The 17,824-nt window shown below is 68.7% G+C and carries 17 protein-coding genes; 16 read left to right on the top strand and 1 reads right to left on the bottom strand.

The annotated features are described in order from the left end of the window. Positions 1 to 83: 83 nt before the first annotated feature. The 15 genes from F8O04_RS06580 (at position 84) to F8O04_RS06650 (ending at position 15,557) form a co-directional block, all read left to right on the top strand. Positions 84 to 773: an L-threonylcarbamoyladenylate synthase gene (locus tag F8O04_RS06580; RefSeq protein WP_158028470.1), complete on the top strand. Its 690-nt coding sequence runs from the start codon at positions 84 to 86 to the stop codon at positions 771 to 773. Position 774: 1 nt separating this feature from the next. Next, positions 775 to 2,049 (top strand): MraY family glycosyltransferase, encoded by a 1,275-nt coding sequence (locus F8O04_RS06585; protein WP_225734904.1) that lies wholly within the window; start codon positions 775 to 777, stop codon positions 2,047 to 2,049. Next, positions 2,046 to 2,525: a hypothetical protein gene (locus F8O04_RS14785; protein WP_188726230.1), complete on the top strand. Its 480-nt coding sequence runs from the start codon at positions 2,046 to 2,048 to the stop codon at positions 2,523 to 2,525. Before F8O04_RS06585 ends, F8O04_RS14785 begins: the two co-directional genes overlap by 4 nt. 140 nt (positions 2,526 to 2,665) lie before the next feature. Continuing rightward, positions 2,666 to 3,541: a F0F1 ATP synthase subunit A gene (gene atpB / locus F8O04_RS06595; protein ID WP_158028472.1), complete on the top strand. Its 876-nt coding sequence runs from the start codon at positions 2,666 to 2,668 to the stop codon at positions 3,539 to 3,541. 58 nt (positions 3,542 to 3,599) lie between these two features. Next, positions 3,600 to 3,830: an ATP synthase F0 subunit C gene (gene atpE, locus F8O04_RS06600; protein WP_158028473.1), complete on the top strand. Its 231-nt coding sequence runs from the start codon at positions 3,600 to 3,602 to the stop codon at positions 3,828 to 3,830. 12 nt (positions 3,831 to 3,842) lie between these two features. Then, positions 3,843 to 4,397 (top strand): F0F1 ATP synthase subunit B, encoded by a 555-nt coding sequence (locus F8O04_RS06605; protein ID WP_158028474.1) that lies wholly within the window; start codon positions 3,843 to 3,845, stop codon positions 4,395 to 4,397. Continuing rightward, positions 4,397 to 5,188, top strand: a complete 792-nt coding sequence (locus tag F8O04_RS06610) for a F0F1 ATP synthase subunit delta (protein ID WP_158028475.1) — start codon at positions 4,397 to 4,399, stop codon at positions 5,186 to 5,188. Before F8O04_RS06605 ends, F8O04_RS06610 begins: the two co-directional genes overlap by 1 nt. Positions 5,189 to 5,239: 51 nt before the next feature. Next, positions 5,240 to 6,877 (top strand): F0F1 ATP synthase subunit alpha, encoded by a 1,638-nt coding sequence (gene atpA / locus F8O04_RS06615; protein WP_158028476.1) that lies wholly within the window; start codon positions 5,240 to 5,242, stop codon positions 6,875 to 6,877. A 30-nt stretch (positions 6,878 to 6,907) separates the two neighbouring features. Beyond that, entirely contained in the window at positions 6,908 to 7,804 is an 897-nt protein-coding gene (locus tag F8O04_RS06620; protein WP_158028477.1) for a F0F1 ATP synthase subunit gamma, read from the top strand. Between the two features lie 31 nt (positions 7,805 to 7,835). After that, the gene (gene atpD / locus F8O04_RS06625; RefSeq protein WP_158028478.1) at positions 7,836 to 9,299 is read left to right on the top strand and encodes a F0F1 ATP synthase subunit beta; all 1,464 of its coding nucleotides are present in this window, start codon (positions 7,836 to 7,838) and stop codon (positions 9,297 to 9,299) included. A 2-nt stretch (positions 9,300 to 9,301) separates the two neighbouring features. Then, positions 9,302 to 9,580 (top strand): F0F1 ATP synthase subunit epsilon, encoded by a 279-nt coding sequence (locus tag F8O04_RS06630; RefSeq protein WP_158028479.1) that lies wholly within the window; start codon positions 9,302 to 9,304, stop codon positions 9,578 to 9,580. Beyond that, positions 9,577 to 10,407, top strand: a complete 831-nt coding sequence (locus tag F8O04_RS06635; protein WP_158028480.1) for a YaaA family protein — start codon at positions 9,577 to 9,579, stop codon at positions 10,405 to 10,407. The genes F8O04_RS06630 and F8O04_RS06635 overlap by 4 nt, the downstream gene beginning before the upstream one ends. A 48-nt stretch (positions 10,408 to 10,455) precedes the next feature. After that, positions 10,456 to 11,166 (top strand): DUF5684 domain-containing protein, encoded by a 711-nt coding sequence (locus tag F8O04_RS14790; RefSeq protein ID WP_188726229.1) that lies wholly within the window; start codon positions 10,456 to 10,458, stop codon positions 11,164 to 11,166. Between the two features lie 138 nt (positions 11,167 to 11,304). Beyond that, positions 11,305 to 12,525, top strand: a complete 1,221-nt coding sequence (locus F8O04_RS06645) for a DUF4192 family protein (RefSeq protein ID WP_158028481.1) — start codon at positions 11,305 to 11,307, stop codon at positions 12,523 to 12,525. Then, positions 12,525 to 15,557 (top strand): FtsK/SpoIIIE domain-containing protein, encoded by a 3,033-nt coding sequence (locus F8O04_RS06650; RefSeq protein ID WP_192497425.1) that lies wholly within the window; start codon positions 12,525 to 12,527, stop codon positions 15,555 to 15,557. Before F8O04_RS06645 ends, F8O04_RS06650 begins: the two co-directional genes overlap by 1 nt. Before the next feature lie 88 nt (positions 15,558 to 15,645). On the opposite strand, the gene F8O04_RS06655 is transcribed toward F8O04_RS06650, so the two are convergent. Continuing rightward, a complete protein-coding gene (locus F8O04_RS06655; RefSeq protein ID WP_158028483.1) occupies positions 15,646 to 16,668 on the bottom strand; it encodes an asparaginase in 1,023 nt (340 codons plus the stop codon). A gap of 60 nt (positions 16,669 to 16,728) precedes the next feature. On the opposite strand from F8O04_RS06655, the gene F8O04_RS06660 reads away from it, so the two are divergent. Then, complete coding sequence (locus tag F8O04_RS06660; RefSeq protein WP_158028484.1) at positions 16,729 to 17,823, top strand: 1-deoxy-D-xylulose-5-phosphate reductoisomerase; 1,095 nt, start codon at positions 16,729 to 16,731, stop codon at positions 17,821 to 17,823. The last annotated feature ends 1 nt before the right edge of the window (position 17,824 follow it).

The raw sequence follows: 17,824 nt of genomic DNA on the forward strand, positions 1-17,824 counted from the left end.
CGAGCGAGCCGGCCCGGTTGGGAAGCCGTGCCGGCACGGGGTCGGCCTCGCCGCGACCGGCGCGCGGCTATCCTGGTTGCGATATGGCCAGAATCTTCGACTGCGACGCCCGCGACGAGTTGCTCGACGGGATGCGGCGGGCGCGTACCGCGATCGGCCGCGGCGCGCTCATCATCATGCCGACCGACACCGTGTACGGCGTCGCGGCCGACGCGTTCTCGCCTGAAGCCGTCGCGAGGCTCCTGGCCGCGAAGGGCCGCGACCGCTCGACGCCTTCGCCCGTGCTCGTCGCCGACAGCGTGACGTTTCAGGCGCTCGCCTCCGCCGTGCCGCAGCAGGTCGAGCGCCTCCTCGAGCGGTACGCTCCTGGCCCCCTCACGATCATCCTTCCCGCGCGCGAGTCGATCCAGTGGGATCTGGGAATGACGGGCGGCACGGTCGCGCTCCGCGTGCCCGACAACGCGATCGCCCGCGAGCTCCTGCGCGAGACCGGCCCGCTCGCCGTGTCGAGCGCGAACAAGCACGGGCAACCCGCCCCCGAGACCGCACAGGCGGCGAACGACGCCCTGGGCGACGATGTCGAGCTCGTGCTCGACGCGGGACCAGGGGGAGGGGCGCCCTCGACGATCCTCGACGCGACCGGGCTCGTCGAGCAGCCGCCCCGCCCCGCGAGCATCGTTCGTCCCGGAGCGCTTGGCAGGGCCGCCATCGCCGAGGTGCTCGGCGGCGACCTCGCTCCTCCGGAAACGGGCGAGAGCGCGGGCGCGGAGTAGCGTGCTCGTTCTCCTCGCCCTCACGATCGGCTCCGCCGTCGCGACCTACCTGCTGTGCTGGGTCGTCTACAAGCTCGCGATGCGCTTCGAGTGGTACCCCGCCGTACGCGACCGAGACGTGCACACGACGCCGAAGCCGCGCCTCGGAGGGGCGGCGATGTACATCGTGGTCCTGGCTGCGTTGTTCGTCGCCTCGTTCATCCCGTTCTTCGACCTCGTGTACTTCGACGTCGGCCGCATGTGGGCCATCGTGGGCGCCGCGACGATCATCATCGTGGTGGGCGTCGTCGACGACCTCGTCGATCTCGACTGGATGACGAAGCTCGCGGGCCAGCTCGTGGCCGCACTCCTGCTCGCGTGGCAGGGCGTCGCGATCGCGTCGCTGCCGATCGGCGGCAGTCTCACGGTCGGCTCACCTGCCATGTCGATCGCGATGACGGTGCTCGCGGTCGTGCTCGTCATGAACGCCGTCAACTTCATCGACGGCCTCGACGGCCTCGTTGCCGGGGTCGCGATCATCGCAAACGGCGTGTTCCTCCTGTACAGCTACGTGCTCAGCGAGGTCGCCGGTCAAACCGGAAGGTTCACGCTCGGAGCCCTGCTCAGCGCGATCGTGGTCGGCGTGTGCCTCGGTTTCCTGCCGCACAACTGGAACCCCTCTCGCATGTTCATGGGCGACGGCGGTGCGCTGCTGGTCGGGATGCTCATGGCGACGAGCGCCGTGTCGGTCACCGGCGAGGTCGACCCGCGCACGATCAGCAGCGAGGAGTTCCTGCCGGCGTTCCTGCCGATCATCATCCCCTTCGCGGTGCTCGTCGTTCCGCTCCTCGATTTCTCGCTCGCGGTCTTCCGCCGACTCCTCGCCGGCAAGTCGCCGTTCTCCGCCGACCGCAAACACCTGCATCACCGACTGCTCGACATGGGGCATACGCAGCGCAGGGCCGCTCTCGTGGTCTACGCTTGGACGGCCGTCATCGCCGTCGGTGCGCTGTTGGGCTTCAGCGTGCAGCCGCCGTGGATCGCCCTCGCGTTCGTGGTGATCGGCGGCGTGATCTGCTCTCTCGTCACGATCGCACCCATCTCGACCCGCAAGCGTGCCGAGCGTGCCGCGCAGCGGCGCGCGGAGGCCGGCGAGACCGCCGACGTCGACGACCCCCTCGACCGCCACGGGCAGGAACGGGCCGACGACGTGCGCGTCGCGAGTTCCCCGGCGGTCCGACGTCCGCACTCGCCCCTCGCACGAACACGACCGCCGCATCCGGAGGACACCGAATGAGTACGACGAACGAGCCGAGCTCGATACCGGTCTTCCGTCGAGTGCTGAAGTGGTCGGCGATCGTCGTCGCCGCCGTGGCCGTCGTCGGCGGCGTGATCGGTTTCATCGTGGCGGGGGCTCCCGGCGTGTTCTCGGCGCTCATCGGCGCGGGCATGACGCTGCTGTTCACCGGCATCACGGTGCTGACGCTCATCCTCGCGGCACGCCTCGACACGATGTACTTCCTCGGCGTCATCCTCGCGGCATGGCTCCTCAAGTTCGTCCTCTTTCTCGGCACCCTGTTCGCGATCAGGGACCAGCCCTTCATCCACGACTGGATGCTCTGGGGCTCGCTCGTCGTCGCCGTCGTCGGGACCCTCGCGGTGGACGTCGCCTGCGTCGTGACCGCGCGGCTCGGCAACGTCAGCGACGTGAGCCTTGCGACGCGAGACGATTTCGACAGTACGTCGAAATCCGGTAACGTCGACGCCAGTTGACCTCGCTGCGGCCGGGCGAGCGCCCGGCGAAGGGCGTGAACCTGGAAATTTCTTGATAGGATTTTTCCCGGGGCTGTGCGCAGGGTCGAGCTATGCCCGGCGGGTGCCCCGCCGCCCCGAGTCACCCGCGGCACCGCGACATGTTGCCGTGTTCGAGACAGGAGATCACTCTGTTCGCCTCAGCCCTGAACCTCCCAGTTTTCACTGCTGCGGCCCGCGGAGGCGACGGTGAGTTTCACCCGCCGAGTCTCGACTACGAGTTCGATCTCCCGCTGTTCCTCCACACGTTCTTTGGCATCCCGGACGATCAGCCGTACGACCTGAATCGCATCATTTTGGTGCGTCTCATCGCGATCCTCGCGATGGTCGTGTTGTTCTGGCTCGCATTCCGTCGTCCGAAGATCGTCCCGGGCAAGCTGCAGTCGCTCGGGGAACTCGGCATCGGGTTCGTCAAGTCGAACATCGTCGACGACGTGCTGGGCGAGCGGCTCGGAAAGAAGTACCTGCCGCTGCTCGCCGCGATGTTCTTCGGTATCTTCTTCATGAACATCACGGGCATCATCCCGGGCCTCAACATCGGCGGCACCTCGACGATCGCCATGCCGCTCGTGCTCGCCGTGGTGAGCTACATCGCCTTCATCTACGCGGGCTTCCGCGAGGCGGGAGTCGGCACGTTTTTCCGCAACGCGCTGTTCCCCCCCGGAGTGCCGTGGCCGATGTACATCCTGCTCACGCCCATCGAGCTCGTGAACATCTTCATCGTGCGGCCCGTCTCACTCGCACTGCGTCTGTTCCTGAACCTCATGGTCGGCCACCTGCTGCTCGTCCTCTGCTTCGGCGCAACGCACTTCTTCGTGTTCACGCTTGGCGGCGTCGATTCGTTCTTCGCGATCCCGACGCTCCTCGGCGGCTTCATCATGACGCTCGTCGAACTGCTCGTCTCGGTGCTGCAGGCGTTCGTCTTCACGCTGCTGACCGCCGTGTACATCCAGCAGGCCGCAGCCAAGACCCACTAGACCCGCACTGACTCCCGACGAAGCACCCCGCTTCACCAACCCCACGAGAGGAACCCCTGTGGACACCACCACGCTCGCCGAGATCTCCGGCAACATCGCGACCGTCGGTTACGGCCTCGCCGCCATCGGCCCCGGCATCGGCATCGGTATCGTCGCCGGCAAGACCGTCGAGGCCATGGCCCGTCAGCCTGAGATGGCCGGCCGCCTCCAGGTGACGATGTTCCTCGGCATCGCGTTCACCGAGCTGCTCGCCTTCATCGGCGTCGCAACGTACTTCATCTTCCAGTAAGGCATCGGACGCATGATCAGCAACGCAGTCGCAGCGGCGGAGGAGAGCGACTTCAACGTCCTCGTTCCGCCCCTCTACGACATCGTCTGGTCGCTCGTTGTCTTCATCGTCATCGCCCTCTTCTTCTGGAAGTTCGTGATTCCGATGTTCACCAAGGTGATCAACGAGCGCGAAGAGAAGATCGAGGGCGGTCTCAAGAAGGCCGAGCAGGCCCAGGCGGAGGCCGCGAACAAGCAGGCCGAGCACGAGGAGCTCCTGAAGGAGGCGCGGGCCGAGGCAGCGGGAATCCGCGAGCAGGCTCGTGCGGAGGCCGAGGCGATTCGTGCCGAGAAGAAGGCCGAGCTTCAGGCAGAGCTCGACCGTCAGACGGCAACGGCCAAGGCGCAGATCGAGGCCGAGCGACAGGCAGCGGTCGTTTCGCTGCGCTCCGAGGTCGGTTCGCTCGCGGTCGGGCTCGCGTCCGGCGTCGTCGGTGAGAGCCTGAAGGACGACCAGCGCGCGAATGCGCTCGTCGACCGGTTCCTCGCCGACCTCGACAACGACCAGAAGGCAGGAACGCAGTACTGATGGGCAGCGCCACCAAGCACGCACTCCGTACCCTGAAGGGCGAGGTCGACCGCGCGGCGGGCGCCACGCTCGCCACGGGCGCTGAGCTGTTCGATGCGATCGATGTGATCGTGCAGCAGTCGCAGCTGCGACAGGCGCTCGCCGACGCGAGTGCCGACGCGGCCGCGAAACGCGCCGTTGTCGAGCGCGTTTTCGGCGCCCGGTTCGACCCTCGTGCCGTGAGCCTCATTGCGTCTGCCTCGACGCAGCGGTGGTCGAACGAGTCGGAGTTCGCGCTCGGTCTGCAGGAGCTCGGTGTCCGTGCCGTCAGCCAGTTCTCTGGCGAGCACGACCGCATCAGTCAGGAACTGCAGGGCTTCCTCGATGTCGTGACCTCGAACCCCGACCTCGAGCTCACACTCGGCTCGAAGCTCAGCGACCCCGAGGGCAAACGCCGCATCATCGACCGGGTGTTCGCCAGTCACCTCGGTGAGGCCACGCTCACGATCCTTCGACACCTCGTGTCGCTTCCCGCGGGTCGCCGTACTCGCCGGCTCGTCGGGTGGGCGCAGGACATCGTCGCCGACCAGGCCAGCCGGCAGGTCGCGACGGTGACCGTCGCCAGGCCGATCGACGAAGCGCAGTTCGCCCGCCTGCAGGGCGCCCTCGCGCGTCACTTCGGGCGGCCGGTGACCATCGCGCAGGTCGTCGACCCGGCTGTCATCGGCGGGCTGCGGGTGCAGTTCGGCGATGACGTGATCGACAGCACGGTGCAGTCGAAACTCGGCCACCTCCGACGCCAATTCGCGTAGACGCGACTCCAGAACCTCCAGGGGCGTCGCCCCGCAGACCTAGGGAAAAACATGTCAGAACTCACCATCAACCCGGATGAGATCCGCAGCGCGCTCCAGGACTTCGCCGCCACCTACCGGCCCCAGGAGACGACGGCCACCGAGGTCGGACGCGTCATCGATGCCGCCGACGGCATCGCGCACGTCGAAGGCCTGCCGAGCGCGATGGCGAACGAGCTGCTCCGCTTCGGTGATGGAACGCTCGGCCTCGCGCTCAACCTCGACGAGAACGAGATCGGTGTCGTCATCCTCGGCGAGTTCGCTGGCATCGTCGAGGGACTCGAGGTGCACCGCACCGGCGAGGTTCTCTCGGTCGCCGTTGGCGACGGCTACCTCGGTCGCGTGGTCGACCCGCTCGGCAATCCCATTGACGGTCTCGGCGAGATCGAGGCGGAGGGCCGCCGCGCGCTCGAGCTTCAGGCCCCCGGCGTCATGCAGCGCAAGAGCGTTCACGAGCCGCTCGAGACGGGCATCAAGGCGATCGACGCCATGATCCCCGTCGGCCGTGGACAGCGCCAGCTCATCATCGGCGACCGCCAGACCGGCAAGACGGCCATCGCGATCGACGCGATCATCAACCAGAAGGCCAACTGGGAGTCGGGCGACCCCACCAAGCAGGTTCGCTGCATCTATGTCGCCATCGGCCAGAAGGGGTCGACGATCGCGTCCGTCAAGGGCGCGCTCGAGGACGCCGGTGCGATGGAGTACACGACGATCGTCGCGGCGCCCGCGTCGAACGCCGCCGGCTTCAAGTACATCGCGCCCTACACGGGTTCGGCCATCGGCCAGCACTGGATGTACGGCGGCAAGCACGTCCTCATCATCTTCGACGACCTCTCGAAGCAGGCAGAGGCCTACCGTGCGGTCTCGCTGCTGCTGCGCCGCCCGCCTGGCCGTGAGGCTTACCCCGGTGACGTGTTCTACCTCCACTCGCGTCTGCTCGAGCGGTGCGCCAAGCTGAGCGATGAACTCGGCGGGGGATCGATGACGGGACTTCCGATCATCGAGACGAAGGCGAATGACGTCGCGGCGTATATCCCGACCAACGTCATCTCGATCACGGACGGCCAGATCTTCCTGCAGTCCGACCTCTTCAACGCCAACCAGCGCCCGGCCGTCGACGTGGGCATCTCGGTCTCTCGCGTGGGTGGCGATGCTCAGCGCAAGCACATCAAGAAGGTCTCGGGGACGCTCAAGCTCGAGCTTGCCCAGTACCGCTCAATGCAGGCCTTCGCGATGTTCGCATCTGACCTCGACGCGACGACGCGCCGGCAGCTCGAGCGCGGTGCCCGCCTCACCGAACTGCTGAAGCAGCCCCAGTACTCGCCGTACCCCAGCGAGGACCAGGTCGTCTCGGTCTGGGCCGGCACGAACGGCAAGCTCGACGACGTCGCCGTCGAAGATGTGCTGCGCTTCGAGTCCGAGATGCTTGACTACTTCCGTCGCAACACGACCGTGCTCGATACCCTGCGGGAGTCAGGCAAGCTCGAGGATGAGACGCTCGCCGAGATCGAGGCCGGTGTCGATGCCTTCCGCAAGACGTTCCAGACGGGGGAGGGCAAGCCGCTGACCTCCGTAGGACACGAGGAGTTCGAGGCGACCGCCGAGGAAGACGTCAACCAGGAGCAGATCGTCCGGGGCAAGCGCTAACCGGCGCCGGAACCGGAATTCGGGAGAAGCATGGGAGCACAACTTCGGGTCTATCGGCAGAAGATCCGCTCTGCCCAGACGATGAAGAAGGTGACCCGCGCCATGGAGCTCGTCTCCACGTCGCGGATCGCCAAGGCTCGTGCGCGCATGGCCGAGTCGAACCCGTATGCACGGGCGGTCACGCAGGCGGTTTCGGCCGTCGCGACGCACAGCGACATCGATCACATCCTCACGACCGAGCGCGAGCAGGTCCGTCGTGCCGCCGTCGTCGTCTTCACGAGCGACCGCGGCCTCAACGGCGCCTTCTCGGCCAGCGCGCTGAAGGAGGCGGAGCAGCTCACGGAGCTGCTGCGTTCGCAGGGCAAGCAGGTCGAGTACTACCTCGTCGGCCGGAAGGCCCAGGGTTACTTCGCCTTCCGCCAGCGGCCGTCGGTGCGGCAGTGGAGCGGCTCGACAGATCGGCCCACGTTCGAGACGGCGCAGGAAATCGGCGAAGAGCTCGTCGGTCGCTTCTCGACGCCCTACGAGGACGGCGGTGTGGAGGAAATCCACATCATCTACAACCGATTCGTCAGCATGGTCACGCAGGAGCCGACCGTGGTTCGCCTGCTGCCGCTGGAGGTCGTCGAGGGGGTCGATGAGCCCGGCGATCACGAGCTGTTTCCCCTCTACGACTTCGAACCGGATGCCGACTCGGTATTGCACGCGCTCCTGCCCGTGTATATCGAGGCTCGACTCTTCAACGCCATGCTGCACTCAGCCGCCAGCGAGCATGCCGCCCGCCAGCGGGCCATGAAGTCGGCGACCGACAATGCCGACAAGCTGGTGAACGACTACACCCGCCTCGCCAACAACGCGCGTCAGGCCGAAATCACGCAGCAGATCTCAGAGATCGTCGGCGGCGCCGACGCGCTCGCCGCCTCATAACCCGCGCGCATACGCAAGAAAAGGACAGCACATGACGAACACCCTGCTCGCTCAGGGGGAGGCCGCCACGCAGGCCGGCGTCGGTCGCATCGCCCGAGTCACGGGCCCAGTGGTCGACATCGAGTTCCCGCACAACGCGATCCCCGGCATCTACAACGCGCTCGAGACCGAGGTGCGCCTCGGGGAGGAAACCCAGCGCCTGACGCTCGAAGTCGCGCAGCACCTCGGCGACGACCTCGTGCGCGCGATCGCCCTGAAGCCGACCGACGGCCTCGTCCGCGGCCAGGAGGTTCGCGACACGGGGGCACCGATCTCCGTGCCCGTCGGTGACGTCACCAAGGGCAAGGTCTTCAACGTGACCGGCGACGTGCTCAACGATGCGATGATCACGGAACCGTACGAGATCACCGAGCGGTGGCCGATCCACCGCGAACCGCCGGCGTTCGACCAACTCGAGTCGAAGACGCAGCTGTTCGAGACCGGCATCAAGGTCATCGACCTGCTCACGCCGTACGTCCTCGGGGGCAAGATCGGTCTCTTCGGTGGTGCCGGCGTCGGCAAGACGGTCCTCATCCAGGAGATGATCCAGCGCGTCGCCTCCGACCACGGTGGTGTCTCGGTCTTCGCGGGCGTCGGTGAGCGCACGCGTGAAGGAAACGACCTCATCTTCGAGATGGAGGAGGCCGGCGTCTTCGACAAGACCGCACTCGTGTTCGGCCAGATGGACGAACCGCCGGGGACGCGACTTCGCGTCGCGCTCTCCGCCCTCACGATGGCCGAGTACTTCCGCGACGTGCAGCAGCAGGACGTGCTGTTGTTCATCGACAACATCTTCCGTTTCACGCAGGCGGGCTCCGAGGTGTCGACCCTGCTGGGCCGCATGCCGTCGGCGGTCGGCTACCAGCCCAACCTGGCTGACGAGATGGGTCTCCTGCAGGAGCGCATCACCTCGACGCGAGGCCACTCGATCACGTCGCTGCAGGCCATTTACGTGCCCGCTGACGACTACACCGACCCGGCCCCTGCGACGACGTTCGCGCACCTCGACGCCACGACCGAGCTCTCACGTGAGATCGCCTCGCGCGGTCTCTACCCGGCCGTCGATCCCCTGACCTCGACCAGCCGCATCCTCGACCCGCGGTATCTCGGCGCCGACCACTATCGGGTCGCGACGACGGTGAAGCAGATCCTGCAGAAGAACAAGGAGCTGCAGGAGATCATCGCCATTCTCGGTGTCGACGAGCTCCCGGAAGAAGACAAGATCACGGTGTCGCGCGCGCGCCGCATCCAGCAGTTCCTCTCACAGAACACCTACATGGCGAAGAAGTTCACGGGTGTCGAGGGATCGACGGTTCCGCTGAAAGAGACGGTCGAGTCGTTCGACGCGATCAGCCGCGGAGACTTCGACCACGTGCCCGAGCAGGCGTTCTTCAACGTCGGGCCCATCTCGGACGTCGAAGAGAAGTTCGCGCAGATGCAGAAGGAACAGGGCTAGCCATGGCCGGAGCCAGTCAACTGTCGGTCAACGTCGTGTCGGCCACCTCCCAGGTGTGGGAGGGCGATGCCAGGCAGGTCGTAGCCCGCACCACCGAGGGTGAGATCGGCGTGCTGCCCGGTCACGAGCCGGTGCTCGCGATCCTGGGCGACGGACAGGTTCGCGTGACGTCAGTCGACGGCAGCGTCGTGACGGCAACTGCGGCCGACGGCTTCCTCTCGGTCAACAACGACGTCGTCACCATCGTGGCTCGGCGCGCGTCGCTGAACAAGGGAGAATGACCTCCGGTTTTCTCGTACTGCTGCCGCCATCCGAGACCAAACGGGATGGCGGCATCAGTGCGTTCGGGCCGGATGCTCCTGCCGCGGCGTCGCTCGCCGAGGCCGCGCGCGATCCGAGCGCCTCGCTCTCGTGGCCGTCGATGGGCAGCGTTCGTGACGAGCTCGTCGGTGATCTGGTCGCCCTGGCCGGCGATGCGGAGCGCATGGCCGCAGCCTTCAAGCTGAGCGACAAGCTCGCGGCGGTGGAGGCGGAGCGGAATCGTGCGCTGCGGACGGCTCCGAGGCTGCCGGCGGTGCTGCGGTACACGGGAGTGCTCTACGACGCCCTTGACGCGGGATCGCTCGACGCCGAGGCATGCCGTTGGCTGGCGGGTCACGTGGCCATCCACTCCGCCCTGTACGGACTCGTCGGGGCCGGTGAGCCGATCGCGGCCTATCGGTGCTCCGCGAACTCGCGGCTTCCGGGTCGATCGCTCAAACAGCGCTGGGCATCGCGCGTCGCCGATGCGCTGACGGCGCACGACGGCACGGTGCTCGACCTGCGGTCGAACGGGTACCGGGCGCTCGGTGCGGCAGGAGCACGGAGCATCGTTGCCGACATCGTGACGGATGACGGGGCCGGGGGCGTTCGCGCACTCAACCACTTCAACAAACAGGCCAAGGGCGAACTCGTACGAGCCCTGGCCGTCAGCGAGCGCGGACGGGCCCTGCCCCCCGACGTCGACGTCGATCGACTCTGCGCGACGCTCGGTGAAGTCGGTTTCCACGCGGAACCGGTGTCTGCCTCGCGGCTTCGCTGCTGGGCGAACGACTCGGTGCATGCGTAGACTCGCTGGGTTGCGCCGTCCTGAACGGCATCGCTCGGAGGGAGTCCAATGGAATCCGATATGCCGGTGCCCGGGTGGGCTTCTGTCCTCATCGGCGCGTTCGTGTATCTGCTGCTCATCGCCGGCATCTATGTGCTCTACGCGATCACGATGGCGGCGCTCTTCAAGAAGATGGGCATTGAGGGCTGGAAGGCGTGGGTGCCCATTTACAACTCGTGGACCTTCCTCGAGGCGGGCGGGCAGAAGGGGTATTGGGCACTCTTCTCGTTGATCGGCCTCAGCATCATTCCCTTGATCTTCATGATCATCGGGGCCCTTCGGATCCAGAAGGGTTTCGGGAAGGACGCCTGGTGGATCGTCCTGTTCATCGTGCTCAGCCCGGTCTGGTGCGGCGTTCTCGGCTGGGGGTCTGACGTCTATGATCCGCGGCGCATCGATGTCGCGGGTGGCGCAGGCCCGTTCGCTCCCTCGGGCTATGGCGCTCCCCAGCCGTACGGACAGGGGCATGCGCCTCAGCAGTACGGGCCGGGACAGCAGTACGGGCCGGGGCAGCCTTACGGGCAGCCGCAGGCGTATGGGCAGGGGCAGGCGCCTCAGCAGTACGGGCAGGGGCAGGCGCCTCAGCAGTACGGGCAGGGGCAGCCGCCTCAGCAGTACGGGCAGGGCCAGCTGTACGGGCAGGGGCAGCAGTACGGGCAGGCGCCTCAGCACTACGGGCAGGGGCAGCAGGGCTACGGGCAGCGGCCGTACGGTCAGTAGTCCGCCGGCGCGGGGCCGGCGAGAAATTGCGCGGTGAATGTTCGCCAGATGCCTGTGGAGATGTCGCGGATGATTACCGCTCCACAGCCGACCCGTGGTCGAGAGCCGAGGGCGGGCGTGCGCGCCTAGCGTGACGCCATGACCTCTTCGCATTGCTGCACGACCGAAGCGTCACTCGTGTCGACCGTGACCGGCATGCTCGGCTATTGCCCGAGCGAGAGCCTGGTGCTGCTTCCACTGACGGGCCGCGTCGGCGGCGCCATACTGCGATTCGACCTTCCCGCCCGCGACATCATGCTGCCGCGCGACGACCTCGACAGCTGGGTGAACCTGGCCCTCGGCCTCGCGCTCCACGTCGACGACATCACGGCGATCGCGGCGATCGTGTTCGCCGACGAGCAGATCGCCGCCCCGCCGCGGACGGAGCTCGTCGGCGCGCTCGCGCGGGGTGCCGACCGGACCGGGCTGCGCCTGGTCGTGCCACTCTTTCGAGCGCAGAACGCCTGGGGTCGCTATAACGCGACCGCGTCGGTCGACGAGCCACTCCTTCGGTCGCTCGACGAGCTCGGTGACGCGGGACGGATGCAGCTCACGCAGCCGCCACGTGAAGTCGTCGATCGAGGCGACGCCGAGACGATGCGCTTGACCAAATCCGCTCGCAGGGTAGAACGGGGCGAAAGCGCCGACGCTCTGCTCGACCGGATGCTGGCGCGCGAGTCCTCCGAGATACACCCCGACGATGTCGAGATGTTGTGCTCCACGGTTGCCGAAGCGGCCGCGGTGCCGCACGCCCAGGATCACCTGCTTGCGCGCATCGCGTTCGGCCGGCCCTCGGGCGCCGCTGTCCGCCGATCGGCGGCATCGGGGCTCCGTGGCGGTGGCTGGGAAGCACACCAGGCGCACGGCGGAGGACCCGGTGCTGGCTCCGAGACGGCCGTCGAGTCATACGAGCACGGGCTGCTCTACGATGCATTCGATCCCGATCGATGTGAACGCGCGTTACCGCTGCTCCGCGCGATTGTTCGCCGATCCGATCCTCCCCTTCGCGCCGGACTCCTCGCGGTCATCGCGTGGACGCACTGGGCGCTCGGTCACGGCAGCCTCGCGGGGGGCTACGCAGATCAGGCACTCGCGGCAGCGCCCTCGTTGGAACTCGCCCACGAGGTGCGGATGCTCGTCGACGGCGGGACCGTGGCCCCATGGTTCGGGAAGCCGCCTCAGCGATGCACGCCCGAGCCCGTCGCGCTCGACGACGTCGGGAGCGGTGGGGAACGGCCGGCCTCCTCGCACAAGCGCGGGCGGATCGGGAGGAGCGCCGAACGCGACTCGAACGATCTTCACGGCTTCGACGCGGCGTGATGGAGGATCACTCGACACGTGGCGATAGCGCGCCGATTCTGCTCGCCGAGACACCCGCCGAACGGGAGGAACGTCCCATCTCTCTGCCGCGGGCGCCGAGGGAACTGCCGTCGAGCCCGTTTCCGTGGCTCATGATGCTCACCCCGGCGGCACTCGGCGTCGGCCTCGTCGTGATGACCGGGTCGTCGTTCGCGCTCATGTTCGCGGCCATCGGACCGCTCCTCGCCCTCGGCAGCGTCGTCGACCATGCGGTGCAGCGAAGGGCCACGTACCGCCGGGAGGACGAGCAGTTCGACCGGGCGATCCGCGAGGCAACCGCCGACATCGCGAAACGGGCGGCACGGGAGCGGGCGCGGCGGCTCGCACGCCACCCTCCGGTCGCGGCGATCGTGAACGGCGAGGTCGCGCCCGTAGCCACGGCGCCCGACGACGATGTCGGCGCCACCGTCGCGCTCGGCACGACGTCGGTGCCGAGCGGTATCCGCCTCGATGCCACCGACGTCGCCGAAGATCGGCGTCTCGCCGACCTCGTTGAATCCGCGCGCGTCATCGACGGCGTGCCGTACGTGGAGACCGTTCGCGCGTGCGCGATCGCAGGGCCCCACGAGCGTGCCGTGGGCGCCGCCTTCGCACTGCTCATCGACCTCGCGGCGCGACGGCCCGCCGGGGTGGAACTCCGTCTCGGTGGTTCGATCGCGCACCGTGTCGTCGCGGCCGAGATCCTACGGACCGGCTTGCACGGCGAGCGAGCGATCGTCGTGGCAGCTTCCGCTGCTCGCGAGGGTCGCCCAGCTGGGCCGAAGACTCGACCTTCCACGGGCCCGATTTCGCGACCAGGCGACGCCGGCCGGGTTCGCTTCCAGCTCACGCTGGTCGACCACGCGACTTCGGCGCCCGCGGGCACCGATGTCGTGCTCGACCTGTCAGATCCCGCCTCGGCAACGGTTCGCTCGGCGGGGGGCGACACACGCGTCACCCCGCAGCTCGTCGAGTCCGCAGATTTCCAGCGGTGGGCGCGGCACCACCTCGAATCACGGCGCCGGCGCGGGTTCTCGGCCCCTCCCGCCCGGACGCTCCCAGACAGGATCGAGCTCGACGGGATCCTGCGGTCTCGGCCCCCGGCCGCGGCGCGCAGCCCGGGCGCCCACTTGGCCGCGACGATCGGCGTCGACGAGGCCGGTCCGGTCTGGGTCGACCTCGTCGCCGACGGCCCGCACGCCGTGATCGGCGGAACGACCGGCACCGGGAAGAGTGAGTTGCTGCGCAGTTGGATTGCCGGGCTGGCAGCGCGGTACCCGGCCACGCACGTGGCGTTCCTCTGTCTCGACTTCAAGGGAGGTGCGACGTTCGACGCGATCGCGGCGCTGCCGCACTGCGTCGGCGTCGTGACCGACCTCGATGGCGGCGAAGCTGTCCGGGTGCTCGCCGGGCTTCGAGCCGAACTGCGACGACGGGAGCGCGAACTGCGGCGCCTCGGCGTGCGCGACGTCTCGGCGCTCGAGGCGGGCCGCCTCGAGCGCCTCGTCGTTGTCGTCGACGAGTTCCAGGCCCTCATCGACGAGCACCATGATCTCCATGACGTGTTCGCCGACCTCGCCGCGAGAGGACGAAGCCTCGGCATCCATCTCGTGCTCTGCGCACAGCGTCCCGCGGGTGCAGCCCGCGAGAGTCTCCTGGCCAACTGCACCATTCGGCTCTCGCTCCGCGTGACCAATCCCGTTGACAGTCAGGCCGTCATCGGAACGACGCACGCGGCGGACCTGCCGACCGAGCCACGCGGGCGTGGCATCCTCGTCCAGGCCGGTGAATTGCGCACCATTCAGGTCGCGACCCTGAGCGACGAACTGCTCGCGGCCACGCGCACGCGGCGCACCCGCGAACTCGCCGACGCCGGCAGCCGCGGCCCCACGGCGCCGTGGCTGCCACCGCTCCCGCACGCACTCCCGCTCGAGGTATTCGACTGGCTCGTGCGCGGATCGCACGCGTCTGCCACCTCGGAAGCGGGTCGAACCGGTGGCGGCGTCGGAGCGCCGCTTGCATCGTCTGTGCCGATCGCGCTGCTCGACGACCCGGATCGCCAGCGGCAAGCGCCGCTCGACGTCGACCCGCGCGGCGGCGGCCACCTGCTGCTCCTCGGGCCGAGCGGCTCCGGCAAATCGACGGCGCTCGCATCGATCGCGGAGTTGCTCGAGCGGGCCGGCGTCACCTGCACACGCCTCCCCGCTGACGCCGAAGGCGCGTGGGATGCCGTCGCGGCACTGCGTCGAGCGCCGGACGAGCCGACCGTGCTGCTCGTGGACGATCTCGATCAGCGGGGCATCGCCTTCGGCGACGAGCACCGGCACGCCTGGCTCGGCATGCTGGCCGACGCGGCGAAGCTGGGCGGATCGGGCGGACTGACGCTCGTCGCGAGCGCCGCACGCACGACCTCCGACCTCAGTCCGTTCGTCGGCCTGGCGCGCGAGGTTGTTCGTCTCGGCTCACCGCCGCGGCACGAGTTCGTGCTGTCCGGCGGCGAGGTGTCCGACTACCGCGCGGGGCTCACACCGGGACGAGGTGTCGCCCGCGGCCTGCTCGTCCAGTTCCCGCTCCCTGCCGGTGCGGGCGGCCGCGAGATCGCCCCGAGCGTGGCGCCGCCTCCGCTCGATCTGCTCCGGCTCGCCGAGTACGGTGCCGCCATCGTGACGCGGCGTCCGCTCCGTCGCGTGGCGCAACTGTCCGCCGCGGGCGTCGCGAGCGCGCCCGTGCCCAAGCCGGGCGCGCCGAGTGGACACGACCCGCAGGCGGGAGGCACCGGGCGACCGCGTGTCACGGTCGGCGAACCCGACCTTTGGCAGCAGTCGTTCGGCGCGCTCGGCCGGTTCGCCGCCGTCACCGAGGTGGTCTTCGACGACGTGCCCCCCAGCGCCCTTCGCTCACTGCTCCCCGGCGAACCGCTGCCGCCGCACATCGCCGATCCATCGCGGGTCGTGCTCGTGCGCGAGCCGGGAGGGGAGCTGCGGCGGTTCGCCTGGCCGTGCAGGAACGAGTAGTGCGCGGCGCGAACGTCGGGCCGCGAGGAGACTGGGCAGCGAGCGGGCATCGACGCCGTGCCGCCGAGTGCGGCGGAGGAACGCAGCCCTACGCGGCGTCGACTGAGATACGCGTGGGCACATCCGCCCCGACCCGAATCGCGCCGACGGCCGTTCCTCCGCCATGCACCTCAAGCCCGAGGCGCGGTACGGCTCGCTGCACCTCGCTGACGTCGAGGGCACCGGCCGCCACGAGCAGTTGGAGTCCCACGAGGGTCGAGGCACGACTCGATCCGTCGAGCACCTTGACGGCGACGGTCGTGCCGTTCGGCGCCGACATCGCCAGCATCCCCTCGGCACCCGACTTGGCGTACGTATTGAGCTCATCGATCACGACCGCGTTCGGCCGCGAGGGCCCGTCGATCGCCCAGCCGTGTTCGAGCGCCGCGGTCATGACGGCTGCGGCGTTGCGGAACAGTGGGAACGGCGACGATGCGTTCGAGGCTCGCAATCGCCCGACGCCGCGAGCGAGTGCGAGCAGCGGCAGCGCGAGCACGGGAGCGCCGCAGCCGTCCACGCCGACAGCGGTCGGCCGTGCACTCGTGAGGCGCTCGACCGTGTCGCGCACGTGCGCCTGCATCGGGTGCTCCGGGTCGAGGACGCTTTCGAGCGGCCATTCCTGTGCGACGCACGCGGCCAGGAACGCGGCGTGCTTACCGCTGCAGTTCATGTACACGGGCGCCGCGGCCCCACCCGCGCGCACCAGGGCGTCACGCGCGGCACGGTCGAGCGGCCAGTCGGGCGGGCAGGTCAGCGCGCGATCGTCGAGCCCGGCCCGGCCCAGAATCTCGCGCACAAGGGCCACGTGTGCGGGCGTCGCCCCGTGGGAGGCCTGCGCGATCGCGAGGTGCTCGCCGCTCAGCTCCGCGCCCGCGGTGAGCGCGGCGAGGGCCTGGAACGGCTTGAGCGTCGAACGCGGGAACACCGGCGACTCGATGTCGCCCACCGCGGCGAGGAGCGCGCCCTCGGCGGATACGACCGCGGCCGAACCGAGATGGCGGGATTCGATGAACCCGCTGCGCTCCACCACGGCGAGCTCTGCGGCGCTGTTGGCGGCGAACGTCTCAGACATAGACCGCCAAGTCTACGCTTGAGGGGATCGTGCCCGACGTGGGTACGGAGGGGAGACGTCATGCGTCGGGTGCTCGTGCTCGGGTCCACCGGCTCGATCGGACGGCAGGCGCTGGACGTGATCCGCGACAACCCCGATCGCTACGCCGTCGTCGGGCTCGCCGCCGGCAGTCAGGCGGAAGCCCTCGCCAGGCAGGCGAGCGAGTTCGGCGTGCCGACAGCCCGGACCGCGCTCGGGGCCGCGGGTGCCGAGCGGCTCGTCCGCGAGGTCGACGCGGACGTTGTGCTCAACGGCATCACCGGCTCGGTCGGTCTCGGACCGACGCTCGCCGCGCTCGAGACGGGGCGAACGCTCGCCCTCGCCAACAAGGAATCACTCATCGTCGGCGCCGACCTCGTCCGTGAGCGGGCCGTGCCCGGGCAGATTGTGCCGGTCGACTCGGAGCATTCGGCCCTCGCCCAGGCACTGACAGCCGGCGAGCGATCTGAGGTGTCCCGGCTCGTGCTCACGGCGTCCGGGGGACCCTTCCGGGGGCGCCGACGCGATGAGCTCGAGGCGGTGTCGCCGGCGGAGGCCCTCGCGCATCCGACCTGGAACATGGGGCGCGTCGTCACCACGAACTCGGCGACGCTCGTCAACAAGGGTCTCGAGGTGATCGAGGCCCACGTGCTGTTCGACCTGCCCTTCGATCGTATCGACGTCGTGGTGCACCCTCAGTCGTTCGTCCACTCGATGGTCGAGTACGTCGACGGGTCGACGATCGCCCAGGCCTCCCCGCCGGACATGCGTCTCCCGATCGCCCTCGGCCTGGACTGGCCACGCCGCACGCCGGGTGCGACCGCCCCCATCGACTGGACGACAGCACGGTCATGGGAGTTCGAGCCGCTCGACGGGGACGCCTTCCCGGCCGTCGCGCTCGCGAAGGCCGTCGGATCCGCGGGCGGCGCGCATCCCGCCGTCTTCAATGCCGCCAACGAGGAGGCGGTCGACGCCTTTCACAACGGTGCGATCCGGTTCACGGCCATCGTCGACACGGTGCGCGCGGTCGTGGAGTCATTCGAGCCGGATTCCGGGTCCGTGACCCGGGCATCGCTCGCGGCGGCCGAAAGCTGGGCGCGAGACGCCGCCCGCCGCCACGCGGCGAAGTACGCTTGAC

The sequence above is a fragment of the Pseudoclavibacter endophyticus genome, from assembly GCF_008831085.1.
In the GTDB taxonomy this organism is placed as follows: domain Bacteria; phylum Actinomycetota; class Actinomycetes; order Actinomycetales; family Microbacteriaceae; genus Pseudoclavibacter; species Pseudoclavibacter endophyticus.